At 64.4% G+C, this 13331-nt stretch carries 15 protein-coding genes; 7 read left to right on the top strand and 8 right to left on the bottom strand.

From position 1 onward, the window contains the following. Nucleotides 1-3: 3 nt before the first annotated feature. Nucleotides 4-654: an SDR family oxidoreductase gene (locus tag BJ994_RS02610; RefSeq protein WP_167991182.1), complete on the bottom strand. Its 651-nt coding sequence runs from the start codon at nucleotides 652-654 to the stop codon at nucleotides 4-6. Between the two features lie 162 nt (nucleotides 655-816). On the opposite strand from BJ994_RS02610, the gene BJ994_RS02605 reads away from it, so the two are divergent. Beyond that, complete coding sequence (locus BJ994_RS02605; protein ID WP_167991180.1) at nucleotides 817-1671, top strand: zinc metalloprotease; 855 nt, start codon at nucleotides 817-819, stop codon at nucleotides 1669-1671. Nucleotides 1672-1728: 57 nt separating this feature from the next. Here the strand turns inward: BJ994_RS02605 and BJ994_RS02600 are convergent, their stop codons facing one another. Beyond that, complete coding sequence (locus BJ994_RS02600; protein ID WP_167991177.1) at nucleotides 1729-2751, bottom strand: copper resistance D family protein; 1023 nt, start codon at nucleotides 2749-2751, stop codon at nucleotides 1729-1731. A gap of 67 nt (nucleotides 2752-2818) precedes the next feature. Between BJ994_RS02600 and BJ994_RS02595 the strand changes: the two genes are divergently transcribed. Further along, complete coding sequence (locus BJ994_RS02595; protein ID WP_167991175.1) at nucleotides 2819-3361, top strand: GNAT family N-acetyltransferase; 543 nt, start codon at nucleotides 2819-2821, stop codon at nucleotides 3359-3361. Nucleotides 3362-3508: 147 nt separating this feature from the next. On the opposite strand, the gene BJ994_RS02590 is transcribed toward BJ994_RS02595, so the two are convergent. Continuing rightward, complete coding sequence (locus BJ994_RS02590) at nucleotides 3509-4087, bottom strand: helix-turn-helix domain-containing protein (protein WP_167991172.1); 579 nt, start codon at nucleotides 4085-4087, stop codon at nucleotides 3509-3511. Nucleotides 4088-4152: 65 nt separating this feature from the next. Between BJ994_RS02590 and BJ994_RS02585 the strand changes: the two genes are divergently transcribed. From BJ994_RS02585 to sigK, 3 genes are all read left to right on the top strand, one after another. Beyond that, the gene (locus BJ994_RS02585) at nucleotides 4153-5145 is read left to right on the top strand and encodes an NAD(P)/FAD-dependent oxidoreductase (RefSeq protein WP_167991169.1); all 993 of its coding nucleotides are present in this window, start codon (nucleotides 4153-4155) and stop codon (nucleotides 5143-5145) included. Continuing rightward, nucleotides 5145-5783 (top strand): class I SAM-dependent methyltransferase, encoded by a 639-nt coding sequence (locus BJ994_RS02580; protein WP_167991167.1) that lies wholly within the window; start codon nucleotides 5145-5147, stop codon nucleotides 5781-5783. The genes BJ994_RS02585 and BJ994_RS02580 overlap by 1 nt, the downstream gene beginning before the upstream one ends. Nucleotides 5784-6041: 258 nt before the next feature. Further along, complete coding sequence (gene sigK / locus BJ994_RS02575) at nucleotides 6042-6632, top strand: ECF RNA polymerase sigma factor SigK (RefSeq protein WP_167991165.1); 591 nt, start codon at nucleotides 6042-6044, stop codon at nucleotides 6630-6632. On the opposite strand, the gene BJ994_RS02570 is transcribed toward sigK, so the two are convergent. From BJ994_RS02570 to BJ994_RS02555, 4 genes are all read right to left on the bottom strand, one after another. Continuing rightward, complete coding sequence (locus tag BJ994_RS02570) at nucleotides 6629-7885, bottom strand: NAD(P)/FAD-dependent oxidoreductase (protein ID WP_167991162.1); 1257 nt, start codon at nucleotides 7883-7885, stop codon at nucleotides 6629-6631. The two genes, sigK and BJ994_RS02570, sit on opposite strands and share 4 nt — an antisense overlap. A gap of 35 nt (nucleotides 7886-7920) precedes the next feature. Beyond that, nucleotides 7921-8727 carry a nuclease-related domain-containing protein gene (locus tag BJ994_RS02565; protein ID WP_167991156.1) on the bottom strand — a complete coding sequence of 269 codons (807 nt, stop codon included), beginning with the start codon at nucleotides 8725-8727 and terminating at the stop codon, nucleotides 7921-7923. 93 nt (nucleotides 8728-8820) lie between these two features. Further along, entirely contained in the window at nucleotides 8821-10164 is a 1344-nt protein-coding gene (locus BJ994_RS02560; RefSeq protein WP_167991153.1) for an APC family permease, read from the bottom strand. Then, the gene (locus BJ994_RS02555) at nucleotides 10161-11051 is read right to left on the bottom strand and encodes a carbon-nitrogen hydrolase family protein (RefSeq protein ID WP_167991151.1); all 891 of its coding nucleotides are present in this window, start codon (nucleotides 11049-11051) and stop codon (nucleotides 10161-10163) included. Before BJ994_RS02555 ends, BJ994_RS02560 begins: the two co-directional genes overlap by 4 nt. 97 nt (nucleotides 11052-11148) lie before the next feature. Between BJ994_RS02555 and BJ994_RS02550 the strand changes: the two genes are divergently transcribed. Beyond that, on the top strand, nucleotides 11149-11901 hold the full coding sequence (locus BJ994_RS02550) for a FadR/GntR family transcriptional regulator (RefSeq protein WP_167991149.1): 753 nt from the start codon (nucleotides 11149-11151) through the stop codon (nucleotides 11899-11901). Between the two features lie 13 nt (nucleotides 11902-11914). On the opposite strand, the gene BJ994_RS02545 is transcribed toward BJ994_RS02550, so the two are convergent. Beyond that, nucleotides 11915-12649: a glutamine amidotransferase gene (locus tag BJ994_RS02545; RefSeq protein ID WP_167991147.1), complete on the bottom strand. Its 735-nt coding sequence runs from the start codon at nucleotides 12647-12649 to the stop codon at nucleotides 11915-11917. Nucleotides 12650-12772: 123 nt separating this feature from the next. Between BJ994_RS02545 and BJ994_RS02540 the strand changes: the two genes are divergently transcribed. Beyond that, entirely contained in the window at nucleotides 12773-13312 is a 540-nt protein-coding gene (locus tag BJ994_RS02540; RefSeq protein ID WP_167991144.1) for a hypothetical protein, read from the top strand. The last annotated feature ends 19 nt before the right edge of the window (nucleotides 13313-13331 follow it).

Below are 13331 nucleotides of genomic sequence, written 5' to 3'. Positions count from 1 at the left end.
TGGCTACGCAACCTCGACTGCTTCAGCGATAGGCGTGGCGCCGGTGTTGAACTGGATGAACTTCCCCACGGTGCCGGGGTTGCTCAGCACGGCGGCAGCAACCTGGGCGACGTCCTCGCGGGCTACCGAATCCTGCTCCGGCTCGGTCGACACCTCAATGGCCCCGGTCCCAGGATCGGTAGTGAGTGCGCCCGGACCAAGAATGGTCCAGGAAAGGTCCGTCCCGCGCAGATAATCGTCAGCCGCTGCCTTCGCCTCCGCATAGTGGAAGAATCCGTTGTCCTCAGGAACGCCGTGGTCCTTCCGCGCACCGAGGTAGGAAACCATGACATAGCGGTCAACACCCGCCTCTTTCGCCGCATCCATCGAACGGATAGCGGCATCACGGTCAATCGCGTAAGTGTCTTCCGGACTGCTGCCGGCAGCCCCGGCAGACCACACGACGGCGTCGTGCCCTCGCAGGACATCAGCCAATTCGCTGCTCGAAAGCTGAGTCACATCCGCGACAACAGGCTGGGCGCCGGTCGATTCCACGTCCGCCCTATGGCCGGGGTTGCGGAAGATGGAACTAACCTCATGGCCTCCACCCGTCAGGATGCGGGCCAACTGAAGCGCGACCTTCCCATGCCCTCCGATGACGGCAATGCGCGACATGACAACTCCTTTCGTTGATGTTCTTCTGCTAACGCAGAAAATTCACGCACCATTCCAGGCGGCGGTCAAAAGCGAACGAAGAGGATGCCTTTCAGGAGTTTCTGACAGGATTGGCTTTCAGGCACAGCAGGCCAGAGCATCCGTTATGAGAAGTGAAGGCACATGGGAGTTTGGGACGGCGAGGATTCGAACCGCCTACCCGCCCGCCGTCGTCGTACTCGGTCTTCCGCGTTCAAGCTTCGGGTTCGCACCGCTGCGCTCATCGCGTTTGTCGCGGCCCTGTATCTGACGCCAACGGTCTTCGAGCGGGATATCCTGCCGGATGTTCTGCCGTACCTGCCGGGATCCAATGTGCCGGTGCGAGGGGTTGACGCAGCAGACGCGCCGTTGGGAGCTCCTCCGCCGTCAACCGGATCTTCGCAGTACGCACTGTACTCCTACCCGGACCTGGCGCAGGCCTTCGTCGCCTATGACCCGTGCCGTCCAGTTCACTACGTCGTCCGCCCGGACAACGCTCCTGCGGGGACCGAGGGTCTGATCGAGGAGGCCGTCGCGGAGATTTCCGCTGCGACCGGGCTTCAGTTCGTGTACAGCGGCTCCACCGCTGAGCCACCGAGTGAGGGAGCGCGAGACCCGTATCAGCCCGAACTCTACGGTGAACGATGGGCACCGATCTTGATCACATGGACGAACCCAACCGAGATTCCGGCACTCGAAGGCGCGGTTGCTGGGTTTGGAGGCAGCCAGATCGCACAGCGGCCGGGGAAACCGGTTGTCTATGTAGCGGGTCAGGCCATGCTCGATGCGCCGGACCTCGCGACGACGCTGCTTTTCCCCGGCGGACGCGACCAGGTCAGGGCCATCATTGTGCATGAACTGGCGCACGTTGTCGGGTTGGACCACGTGGATGATCCCAACGAGCTGATGTATGAGCGCAGCGTAAGGACGTCGCTCGGCGATGGCGACCGCGCGGGGCTGGCGATTCTCGGAACCGGACAGTGTGTGCCGGAGCTCTAACTGCGAAAGCGCTTGTGTACTTATCCCATGTCAGGCAGCGTGCGCGCTCCGGTTAGGTCAGAGAAGGACCGGCGGATCCAGCCGGACGAGCGCAACCGCGAGCCCGTAAGCGACGCCCATAATCAACACCTCGCCCGCGGCAAGCTGCAGGAACGTCCGCGCGGTGAAGCTGTCCTGCGCCAACAGCCGACGCCGGTGCAGCACACCGAACACGATCAGCCCAATGAACGCCATGGTCTTCGCAAGCAGAACTGCCCCGTACAACGATCCGGGCAGCAGCGCCAGGCTCTCGACCCGCACCACGGCGCTCACAACACCGCTCACACCGACCACCGCAGCGCAGGTCAGCGCCAGCCTGCTGAACCGCGCAACGGTGGGGCGCAGCAGGTTCGGATGCGCGTGCGCCAGCCAACCGAGCCCGGCCAGGCCACCCACCCACAATGACGCCGCACCGATGTGTCCCGTCATGCTGAACATCGCCGCACCGTGCCCGGACTCCGATGCCGAGTGGCCGCCGAGCCCCATCGTCGTCGTCCCCGCAATCACCAGGACCAGCGCCATCCGCAGCGGAACCGCGGTCCGGGCCAGATATGCGAAGACCGCCCCGAGGATCAGCAGGCTCACCTGCGCAACCAGCGCCCGGCCGGAGGCCAGCTCATTCAGGAAGGCGCCCAGGTCGCTGAGGTCCGCGCCCTGGAAGGGGCCCGAACCGATCACATCGAAGTAGGTCCAGAAGAGGAGAAGAACGCAGGCGAGTGCTGCGATCACGGCCGCAGCGCAGCCTTGCCGCCCGAGCCGTTGCGCCTCGGCGGAAAGTTCCTCAGCGGAAAGTTCCTCTGAAGGCGCCGGCAGCAGCACCCCGACGCAGAGCAGGGCTACGGCCGTAAGAGTTGTCAGGTGCACCAGCGCCCGCACAAATGGCAACGTCGACCCGATAAAGGTGGCGCCGCCGTCGTCGGAAATCAACAGAATCAGAACGGGCACAAGGACAGTCACGAGCGCGGCCGCAGCAACCGCAATTGGCCACGAACCGCGCGACTGCGCCCGAACGCTGGCGCCGGATCCCCGAGCTAACTGCATCGCAACCTTTCCATGTCCTACTGCGATAGTAGGCGTGGTGGAGAGCCAAAGCGCTAACCTTGCTTCCGTGACCGTTTCCATCGACCACGCCACCGCGAACGACGCCGGCCAGCTCGCTATCCTCGCCGGCATCACCTTCCCGCTCGCGTGCCCGCCGACATCGCACCCGGAGGACATCCGGCAGTACGTTGCCACCGAGTTGTCGGAACAGAGGTTCGCCCAGCACATCGCCGATCCCACCAAGATCCTGCTGTGCCTGCGCGAGGACGGCCATCTGCTGGGCTGGAGCATGCTCGTCGAAGGACTCCCTCAGGATGAGCATGTGCGCTCCTGCCTCTCGATCTTCCCCACCATCGAGCTGAGCAAGTTCTACCTGCACCCCTCGCACCACGGGCAGGGTGCGGCGTCGCAACTCATGCAGGCATCCCTCGATATCGCCGCCATGGGCAACGACGCCCACGGCATGTGGCTGGGCACCAACGACCAGAATGCCCGAGCCATCCGTTTCTACGAGAAGCACGGCTTCACAAAGGTGGGAACCAAGACGTTCAAGCTTGGCAGGAACGTCGAATCCGACTTCGTGCTGGAGCGCTCGCTGCTGGTCGCATAGGCGCATCGGCGGCAGGAGGCTTATGGTCCTTGTCGGAAAGTGCAGGCAGCACGCATTTTGCTCTCAACGCATGCGATGAGTGCAGTGCAGGCGGTTCTTCGAAACGGCAACCGCCCCTACGCTGCCTGAGCAGCACGGCGTACGCGGCTAGGTACTCTTCGCCCGCAGGTGCAGCCGCTCCCCCTGGCGGCCGAAGAGGCTGAGGAACTCGACGGGGTCGTTATCCGCCCTTCCGAACCAGTGCGGCACGCGGGTATCAAACTCCGCCGCTTCACCGGCCGGCAGGACCAGGTCCAGCTCGCCCAGGATCATCCGCAGGTTCCCGTTCAACACGTACAGCCACTCGTAGCCCTCGTGGACCTTGAGGTCCGGCTCCTCGCGCGGCATATCGGCCGGCAGCACGTACTTGTACGCCTGGATTCCACCCGGCCGCTTGGTGAGCGGAATGACGGTGGCGCGGCCCACGTCGATCGGCCGGAGGTGGACCCGCGGATCACCCGTGGTCGGTGCGCCCACCAGCTCATCGAGTGGGACCTGATGTGCCTGCGCCAACGGAAGGAGCAACTCCAGGTTCGGTTTGCGCTGGCCGGCCTCCAGGCGCGAGAGCGTGCTCACGGAAATGCCGGTCGATTCCGAGAGCGACTGCAGCGTCACATCCCGCTTCACCCGCAACGCCTTCAACCGCGGGCCCACTGCCGCCAGTGCTTCACCAATGTCTTCCGTCATGGACCTATTTTGCCACTTCAGCAAGCATTCTTGCTACTTTGCGGATTGCGTTCCATCCTGAATACATGATTGATTCTCCGAACACATTCGATGTCGTTGTTATCGGCGGTGGATCCGCCGGCCTCAGCGCCGCCCTGATGCTCGGGCGCACCCGCCGGAGTGTCGCCGTCGTCGACTCCGGCCGCCCACGCAACGCCCCCGCCGACGGCGTTCACGGCTTCCTCACCAGCGAGGGCATGAGCCCCGCAGAACTCCTGAAAATCGGCCGCACCGAGGTCGAATCCTACGGCGGCACCATCATCCCCGGCACCGTGACCGACGCAGCACACCACAACGATCCCCGCTACCGCTTCCGCACCACCCTCCAGGACGGCTCGATTCTGCGCTCCCGCCGACTGCTCCTGACCACCGGCCTGACGGACCAACTCCCCAACATCCCGGGCCTTCGCGAGCACTGGGGCAGGGACGTCATCCACTGCCCGTTCTGCCACGGGTGGGAAGTCCGCGACCGCGCGATCGGAATCCTCGCCACCAGCCCGATGGCCCTCCATCAGGCGCTCCTGTTCCGGCAATGGAGCAGCCGCATCACACTCTTCCTCAACAACACGGTTGAGCCCGGCGAAACCGAGTGGGAGCAGTTCGCTGCCCGGGGCATCACCGTTGTGGACGGTGCGGTTACCAACCTCCAGAACGACGACGGCGGCCGCCTCGCCGGCGTGGAACTCGCCGACGGTCGCACTGTTCCCATCGAAGCCCTCACCGTCGCGCCGCGGTTCGTTGCGAACACGGGCATCTTCACCGGGCTGGGCCTGGTCCCGGTCCAGCATCCGATGGGCGTGGGAGAGCACTTCGAGGTGGACGAGATGGGCGCCACGAAGGTCGACGGCGTCTGGGCAGCCGGGAACGTTGCGAACCTGATGCTGCAAGTGCTGCCGTCCGCGGCTTCGGGTTCCACAGCCGCAGTTGCGATCAACAACTCCCTCATGGCAGAAGAACTGGAAGCCGACCTGACTGCTTACCGGGCTCGAGTGAACACAATCGAAGAAAGGGTTTCCTGATGCACACCCATGACACCCCCGTCTACGACGAATCCTTCTGGGACGCCCGCTACGGCGAGAAGCATCGGATCTGGAGCGGAAATCCGAACCCGCAACTCGTCGCGGAGGCCTCCGACCTGGAACCTGGAACGGCGCTCGACGTCGGCTGCGGCGAAGGCGCGGACGCACTGTGGCTTGCCGGCCGCGGGTGGCAGGTCACCGGCGTCGACATCTCGTCGGTGGCGCTGGCCCGCGCGGCGGAGCACGAAGGCGGGCTCGACGACGGCCACCCGCCCGTGAGCTGGGCCCACCACGACCTCACCGAATGGACTCCTCCTGCACAGGCCTTCGATCTGGTGACGGCACAGTACATGCACCTGCCCACGGAGCAACGGGTACCGCTCTTCGAACGCTTCGCCGAGGCCGTGGCTCCCAATGGAACGTTGCTGATTGTCGGGCACTCGCTCTCGGACCTGCAAAGCGAAGCGCGGCGCCCGGTGCACCAGGACCTCTACTTCACGGCGGAAGACATTGTGCAGTTACTCGGCCCGGGCTGGGAGACAGTGGTGGCCGAGGACAGGCCTCGTGAAGCGAGCGGGCCTGACGGCGCCAAGCTGGCCGTCGCCGACGCGGTGTATCGCGGCCGGCGTGTGGGGTAGGGGTCAACGGTTTCGTTGTCTAGGTACAGCGCGGGGAGATAGTTCGACAAGCTAACTAACTCATGACGTGCGCGATTTCGTGCGGTATGTTGGTCGAAGACGGCCTCGGTTACCGTCGGAACTGTTCTTGTTCGCTCTCATCTGACCGCATGGGAGCTGCACACGAAGAGAACCGTCTATGGGTAGACGCTATACACCGGGCTGCAAAGCCGGTGCCTTCTTCTCAAGTTCGGTATTGCGCGTGCTTGCGGGGCCGACATGACGTCCACGGACCCGAACTATCGCGGAGCCGCGGCGGGTGATGCCGCGGAGCTCGTCGGGTTGATCCGCCGCACCGCAGAGGGCAATCGGGCAGCGTTCGCTGACCTGTATCACCGCACTCACAAGCGCGTCTACGGGCTTGCCCGACGCACCATCGTGGACCCGGAGCTGAGCGAGGAAACCACCCAGGACGTCTTCCTCATGGTGTGGGAACAAGCGCACAGGTATGATCCGGCCGTCGGGAGCCCGATGGCATGGCTGATGACCATCGCCCACCGCAGGGCCGTGGATAAGGTCCGGTCAGAACACAGCGGAACTGCACGGGAAGCAGCCTGGGGCATCAAGCACTATCTTCCGGACCGGGACGTGGTTGCCGACGCGGTATCGGACCGAATGGAAGCGGCGCGTGTTGTAGAGTGCCTGGAACAACTCAGCCCGCTTCAGCGCGAAGCGATCAACCTGGCCTACTACGAATGCCTCACCTACACCCAGGTTGCTGAGCACCTCAACGTTCCTGTACCAACCGTCAAGACCCGGATCCGTTCAGGAATCCAGCGGCTGCGGTCATGCATGGATCCGGGATCCTAAGCCCAGCCCTTCAGGATTCCGTACCAGTAGAGCCGGATGAACCCGTACCGCTCCACAAGCCAGGTGAGGCGGCGTTCCTTCGCGAGCCCCTTCCAACCCGGGACTGTGGGTTTGGGTGTGCGGGCGTCGTCGAACTCGGCAAGCACCACGGTTGACCGGCTGACCGTGATCGGGCACGCACCGTAGCCGTTGTACTGCTGGGTGGGCGAATGCCCGTCCAGCACGGCCTTGAGGTTCTTCGCGACCACCTTGGTCTGCTGCCGGAGTGCGGCACCGGACTTCGAGTTGCGGGTGCCGGCGGCATCACCGAGCGACCACACCGTCGAGTAAGTGACGTGTTGGAGGGTGGAGCGGTCGACGGCAACGAAACCGTCGTCGTCGGCCAGGCCGGTGTCCCGGATCCAGCCGGGCGCGGACTGCGGCGGCACGGCGTGAAGGACGTCGTACTGGAGCTGCTCCGACGAGCCGTCCGCGTTGTTCCGAAGGGTTGCTGTGTGGGTCCCGGCGTCGACGGACTCCAGCTCGGTGCTGCAGCGCAGCTCGATCCCGTATTCGGCGATCTTCCGGTTCAGCTCTTCGTCAACGATTTCGACGCCGTACACCGTCTGTGTGGGCACCGCCAGGACCACGCGGATATCCTGCAGGACGCCCTGCGAGCGCCAGTAGTCGCACGCCAGGTACATGGGTTTCTGTGCCGCACCGCCGCACGTGATGGGCCCGTCCGGCGTGGCGAAAACTGCGGTGCCTGAGCGCAGGGTACTGAGCAGGCGCCACGCCTTCACGGCGAGGTCGATGCTGTAGTTCGAGGCGCCGTGCGCCGAATCGAGTGCGTCCTGCAGCCCGGGAATGCCGTCCCAGTTCTTCTGGATGCCGGGGCAGATGACCAGGTGCTCATACGTGATGGAGCGTCCGGAGCCCAGCGTTACGGTCTTCGATTCCGGGTCAATGCCGGTGGCGGCATCACGAAGCCAGGTGACACCCTTCGGAATTACGCTTTCCTGCGGACGGACCGCCGATTCGGCCTTCGCTGTCCCGCCTGCGATGTGCGAGAAGAACGGCTGGTACAGGTGCTGCTCGCTGGGATCGACAACGGCGATGCCCCTCACCCGGTAGCGCTTCAGCCGGGCGGCCAGGGAGATACCCGCGTTGCCGCCGCCAATGATCAGGACCTGGTGATGCGGCGACTGGTGGCCCGAATCCGGGCCGCGGTGGGGCTGGGTGGCGCGGGCGCCGTCGTCGTCGTGCTGTGCCATCTGTGCTCCTGGGGTTGAAGACTTGTCAATCGACCCTACAACCCCTGGTAGATGTTCAGCAGCACCACGATTCCGATGGCAACCAGCGACAACCGGATCACCGCACCGGTCACGCTCAGATGCTTTCGTGTGCGGCGGCGGGTCGAGTGCTGTCGAACGGGCTGGGCGCGGGAAGCGGTGCGGCGGGTGGTGAGTGTCGACGACGCGGCGTCGTTCTTGTTCGTGGCCGCCAGTTGGGCCGTGGTCCAGAGGCCGGGGCTGCGCGAACCGCCGAGGAGTTGCTCGAGGTAGCCGCGGATTGCGCGCACGGTCGTAGCGTCGAGCACCGGGGGGAGGGTCCGCAGGGCGTCGGAAAGGCCGTTCAGGCCCTGGATCCGCACGCCGTTCTTCGTGGTTCCGCGCAGTTCCGGCTGCCCCACCAGGCACAGCCACCCTGAGACGGACTGCCGGTGCTGCGGCTCGAGCAACACCGCGACGGCGCCCGCCTGTTCCAGGACCGAGTCGACCGTCGAGGTGCGCCGGTAACCGTTCTGGCGGAGTTCGCCGTGGTGGAGCTGAACGATCCCGGTCCAGTTCTTGGCATCAATAACGACGACGCCGCCCGGCCCGATCGCGATATGGTCAAGGTTCGCTTTGGGCCGGCCCGGCCAGTGCACGTCGTGGAGGAAGAACCAGCCGTCATCCTCCAGTTCACGCAGACGCTCCGCGACGAGCGCCTCGCCGAGGGCACCGGCCTCCCACGCCCGTTGGGCGCGCTCGGCCTGCTGCAGCTGTTGCCGCAGCCGTTCGACCCTTTCGCCCGCCTGGCGTGCGCGGTCCGACGCACCCTCTCCTGCCGCCATGATTCCCCCATGCTTACATCCGGTTTAGGCAACACGCTAGTGGATTCGGGCACCGCGCAGGCCAAGGATTGGCACAGGAGAGGTGCAGGAAACTCAGACCTGCGCCTCCTCGGTCCTGGACATTTCCGGCGGCGCCTGCCTGAACCCGCGCGTCGTCACGCCGAGCAGCACCACTCCGAGTGCAAGCCAGATGAGCCCGAGCGTAATCGCCGTCGGGTCGAGCTGGGTCAGCAGGAACGCATCGATCACAGCCCCCACTGCCGGGAGTGCCACGTAGGAAATGCGGTTCAGCTTGTTGCCCTGTCTGCGCTGGCGGAGCCAGTAGGCGATGACCGACACGTTGACGAGCGTGAACGCCGTGAACGCCCCGAAGTTGATGAAGGAGGTGGAGGTGGCAACGTCGAGGAAGATCGCCACCAGGCCTACCGCGCCGGTGATCGCGAGGTTCAGGATCGGTGTGCGGTACTTCTCACTCAGCCTGCCGAAGACCCGGCGGGGAAGAACCGCATCGCGGCCCATGGCGTACAGCAAACGGGACGCGCTGGCCTGGGCAGCCAGGCCGGAGGCGAACTGGGCTACAACCAGACCTGCGAGGAACACTGCCGCGAACAACTGGCCTCCAATTTGGAGGGCGATGTCAGATGCCAGGGATGCCGAGTCCTCGAACGTTCCGCCGGGCCGGATGAGCTGCGTGAAGTAGGAAACAACCACGAAGATTGCACCGCCGATCAGGGCGATGAGCATGATCGCCCTCGGCATGTTCTTGCGGGGTTCGACGGTCTCCTCGGTGAGGGTGGTAACGGCGTCGAATCCGAGGAAGGAATAAGCCGCAATTGCGGCGCCTGCGGCAATTGTTCCAAGGCTGGCGGTGCTGTTGAAGAACGGTTCGCTGCTGACCAGGCCTGACGCACCCGACGTCGACAGCAGGGTGCCAATGGTCAGCGCAACGAAGATGACGATCACCAGCAGCTGGAATGCCATCAGCAGGAAGTTGGCCTTTTCGGCCACCTTGATACCGATGACGTTCAGCGCCGTGGTCACCAGTACGAACGCCAGGATCCAGACCGCGATCGGCACACCGGGGAATTGGGCGTTGAGGTAGGAACCGCCGATCAGCCAGATCACCATGGGCAGGAACAGGTAATCCAACAGGATGGCCCACCCCACCAGGAACCCTGTCCGGGGCTCGATGGACTGGCGCACGTAGGTGTAGGCGGAGCCGGCAACCGGGTAGGCGATGGCCATTCGACCATAGCTGTGCGCGGTGAAGAGCATGGCCGTGAGCGCGAGCAGATAGGCCGAGGGAGAAGCGCCGCCCGTTGCTTCCGCGATGACTCCAAAAATAGCCAGCACGATCAGCGGCGTCAGATAGGCCAGCCCGAAGAGAACCAGCGAAGGCAGCTTGAGTGTGCGGGTGAGCTGAATCGGCTGCGTCATTGCGTTGATCCTGACGTGCGGTGGACCTCGGGGGTCCAGGTAGATGGATTGATTCGGCCGTTGTAAACCGGCAGTTCTATCGGCGCTTCATGGGAACGGAACTGCGCCCACATGCGGTTCAGGCCCGCAGTGCCATGCGCGCGCACCCGTTCAACTTCACCCAGGTCAAGGGACATCGAGAGCGTCCCGGGATCTTCGCCGAGCTGGCGGAGCACCTCGCCCTCGGGTCCGACGATGAGGCTCTGGCCGCGGCCGGTAGGTCCCGCACAGTTGACGCTGACAATGAAGACCTGGTTGGAGATGGCGTTCGCCCTGGCGAGGATCAGCTCATGCTCACGGTCCGGCGTCGTCGTCTTTACGACGTTGATAATCACCTCGGCACCCATCCAGGCCAACTGTCGGCTGACCTCCGGGAACCAGGCGTCGTAGCAGATCGACAAACCGGCCCGCCCGTACCCTTCGAGGTCCACTGTGACGAAGCTGTCGCCGGGATCGTACGGCTCGAAGGGACGCCACGGGAAGATCTTGCGGTAGCTTCCCGCCAGCCGGCCCTCAGGGGAAAACACCACCTGGGTGTTGAACAATTCGCCATTCGGTCCGCGCTCGCACACGCTTCCGGGCACCAGCCAGATCTTCAGATCACCCGCAAGCTCGCTCAGTTCCTTCACTAACGGTCCATTGAGCGGCTGCGCTGCATCCTGCAAGGCTTCCGTACGCTGCCGGTCAGGGTGTCCGTCCCCGAACAGGTGAAGTTCCGGAAAGATGAGCAGCTTCGCGTCCGGGTCGATGCGCAGTGCGTCTTCAAGCTCCCCAGCGAATGCACTAATCGGTTCCCCTATTTGGCGGGGCTCGGACTGCAGCGCAAGCAGTGGCAGTTTCTCGGGCATGGGATCGCTTTCGAGCTGAACGAATGTGACTTACGCAATATTAGCTCACTTTGAGCTAATATCAAGACATGTGTTCGCGCATCGCTAGGCTGAATAGATGAGCAGCCTTTCCCCGTCCCAGGAGGACTCCGCGCCGCTGAGTGCCACAGCCGTGGCAGGGGTAGGTCGCCGTTCAGCGATCGACGCCGTGCGCGCGCGCATCGCCATGGCAATCTCCCTGGGTCTGCTCAAGCCCGGCGAACGCCTCCCGGATCAGCAGGAAATCGCTCTCGGCCTGTCCGTCAGCCCGATGACCGCACGCCGTGCGATGGCCAGTCTGGCGGAGGCCGGCGTCGTTGTGAGGCGCCGCGGGCGCGACGGCGGCACGTTCGTTTCGGACAGCCCGCCAACTGACACCCTGGTGAGCCTGCGGGAAACCGATGACACCCCGGCGGCGATCCATGCGCTGGTGGATCGGCGTCTGCTCGCGGAGTGCGCGATCACCCACTTCGCGGCCGTCAACGCAACAGATCCCGACATTGACGAACTGGAGCAGCTCACCGGTGACATGGCTGAAGCTTCCAACTGGTCCCAGTACCATCAGGCCGACAAACGCTTCCACCTCCTGGTGGCACGGGCGTCCCAGCTGGGAACCGCCGTCGAAAGCTACGGCTCTGTGCTCACTGAGCTGTACGAACACTTCATCCCCTACCCCATCGAGGCACTGCACCGGGCGAACCTGGACCACATTGCACTGGTCGATGCGCTGCGCCGTCGGGATGTGCGGGAATCCGTAGACGTGGCGCGCGGGCATGTCGATGTGCTGCACAGGACCATGTTCATGGAACTGTCAAAGGAGAAGTCCTCCTAGTGCAGCTGGTCGATTAGTCCCGGGCGTAGCGCAGCACGAAGTTCCGCAGGATCTGCTGCGGCCAGCTGACCTTTGCCGCCCTAGCCCGGGCGATCACGGCATCCGCCTGGTCCGGCGGGAAGTACCCGGCGTGCCTGTAGATGCGAATCCGCTCGACAAGGCCTTCAACATCCAGCTCGGGATGGAACTGGGTGGCATACAGGTTCTGTTTCACCCGGAACATCTGCACCGGACAGGACGACGACGACGCCAGCAGCACCGCGCCCGCCGGCAGCGTGGAGCAGGCCTCCTTGTGGCCGACGAACGCTTCGAAGCTGGGCGGCAGGCCTGCCAGCAGCGGGTCCCGCGCGCCGTCGTCGTTCACTGAAATTTCCGCCGAGCCAATGGGCTCAGCGAAGGTGCGGTCGATGACGGCCTCCTGGCGGCGTCCGAGCGTTCCCACCCCGTAACAGGCGCCCAGGAAGGGGAAATCCGCCTCGATCACACGGTCCAGCAGCTCGCCGAGTTCGCGTTCCACGCGGTGCTGGGTTGGCGACTTGGACTCTTCGGGGTCGGACGAGTTGAAGGGGCTGCCCCCGAGGAAAATCCCCGAATACTCTTCCAGCCGAATGTGTGGCAGCGGGGCTTCTTCGACGCGGATGCGGCGCAGGTCAGACGGCGTGAGCCCCGCGAAATTCAGGAAGGCGCGGTATTCACCCATCGCCGCGTCATCCTCCGCGCGGGTGGCCAGAAGCAGGAACGGAAGCACCTTTTGATCGTACTGCGGGTCGCCCGGCCAGAATTGCCACTCGCCAAATGCTAAGCAGGCTGATAAACATTAAGTTAGGCCGTCTAGTTTTTGACGGAAACCCCCAGGTCAAAGGAGAGCATCATGGCAGGAAACATGTTGGCACGATCCCTACACGATCTCAGTGCTGCGGCTTGGTTCGGCGGTTCGCTGATGGGCGCCGTCGGCCTCAATGGAGCAGCTGCCGAGGCGAAGGATCCGAAGGAGCGCACCCGCCTCTCGACCATCGGGTGGGCACGGTGGACTCCCGTGCAGATTGCAGCGTTCGGGGCGCACGCCATCGGCGGTATCGGTCTGATTGCCGGCAACAAGGGCCGGCTGAGCGGACAGGACGGCGCGGTAGCTTCGACCGTGGTCAAGTCGACCATCACCGTTGTTGGCATGGCGGCCTCGCTGTACTCCGGAATCCTCGGCAAGAAGGTGGGCGAACTCAGCCAGCACGGCGGTGAGGGTGCAACCGAACCGAAGCACGGAGCGCCGGAGGAACTCGCCAAAGCACAGCAGCAACTGAAGATCCTCCAGTGGACGCTACCCGCGCTGAGCGCCGCGGTGATTGTCCTCGGAGCTCAGCAGGGCGAGATGCAGCGTCCCAAGAACGTACTGAGCGGCGTGTTCAACCGCTAGTACCTCCAGAACCCGGGTC

This window comes from Arthrobacter pigmenti, from assembly GCF_011927905.1.
GTDB lineage: Bacteria > Actinomycetota > Actinomycetes > Actinomycetales > Micrococcaceae > Arthrobacter_D > Arthrobacter_D pigmenti.
The sequence above is the reverse complement of the archived record's forward strand: the minus strand, read 5'-3'. Positions and strand labels throughout refer to the sequence as shown.

What these genes read in the sequence shown, in the direction of transcription:
- BJ994_RS02610 (WP_167991182.1), bottom strand. Translation starts at nt 654, where the DNA reads ATGTCGCGCATTGCCGTCATCGGAGGGCATGGGAAGGTCGCGCTTCAG.
- BJ994_RS02605 (WP_167991180.1), top strand. Translation starts at nt 817, where the DNA reads ATGGGAGTTTGGGACGGCGAGGATTCGAACCGCCTACCCGCCCGCCGT.
- BJ994_RS02600 (WP_167991177.1), bottom strand. Translation starts at nt 2,751, where the DNA reads ATGCAGTTAGCTCGGGGATCCGGCGCCAGCGTTCGGGCGCAGTCGCGC.
- BJ994_RS02590 (WP_167991172.1), bottom strand. Translation starts at nt 4,087, where the DNA reads ATGACGGAAGACATTGGTGAAGCACTGGCGGCAGTGGGCCCGCGGTTG.
- BJ994_RS02585 (WP_167991169.1), top strand. Translation starts at nt 4,153, where the DNA reads ATGATTGATTCTCCGAACACATTCGATGTCGTTGTTATCGGCGGTGGA.
- BJ994_RS02580 (WP_167991167.1), top strand. Translation starts at nt 5,145, where the DNA reads ATGCACACCCATGACACCCCCGTCTACGACGAATCCTTCTGGGACGCC.
- sigK (WP_167991165.1), top strand. Translation starts at nt 6,042, where the DNA reads ATGACGTCCACGGACCCGAACTATCGCGGAGCCGCGGCGGGTGATGCC.
- BJ994_RS02570 (WP_167991162.1), bottom strand. Translation starts at nt 7,885, where the DNA reads ATGGCACAGCACGACGACGACGGCGCCCGCGCCACCCAGCCCCACCGC.
- BJ994_RS02565 (WP_167991156.1), bottom strand. Translation starts at nt 8,727, where the DNA reads ATGGCGGCAGGAGAGGGTGCGTCGGACCGCGCACGCCAGGCGGGCGAA.
- BJ994_RS02560 (WP_167991153.1), bottom strand. Translation starts at nt 10,164, where the DNA reads ATGACGCAGCCGATTCAGCTCACCCGCACACTCAAGCTGCCTTCGCTG.
- BJ994_RS02555 (WP_167991151.1), bottom strand. Translation starts at nt 11,051, where the DNA reads ATGCCCGAGAAACTGCCACTGCTTGCGCTGCAGTCCGAGCCCCGCCAA.
- BJ994_RS02550 (WP_167991149.1), top strand. Translation starts at nt 11,149, where the DNA reads ATGAGCAGCCTTTCCCCGTCCCAGGAGGACTCCGCGCCGCTGAGTGCC.
- BJ994_RS02540 (WP_167991144.1), top strand. Translation starts at nt 12,773, where the DNA reads ATGGCAGGAAACATGTTGGCACGATCCCTACACGATCTCAGTGCTGCG.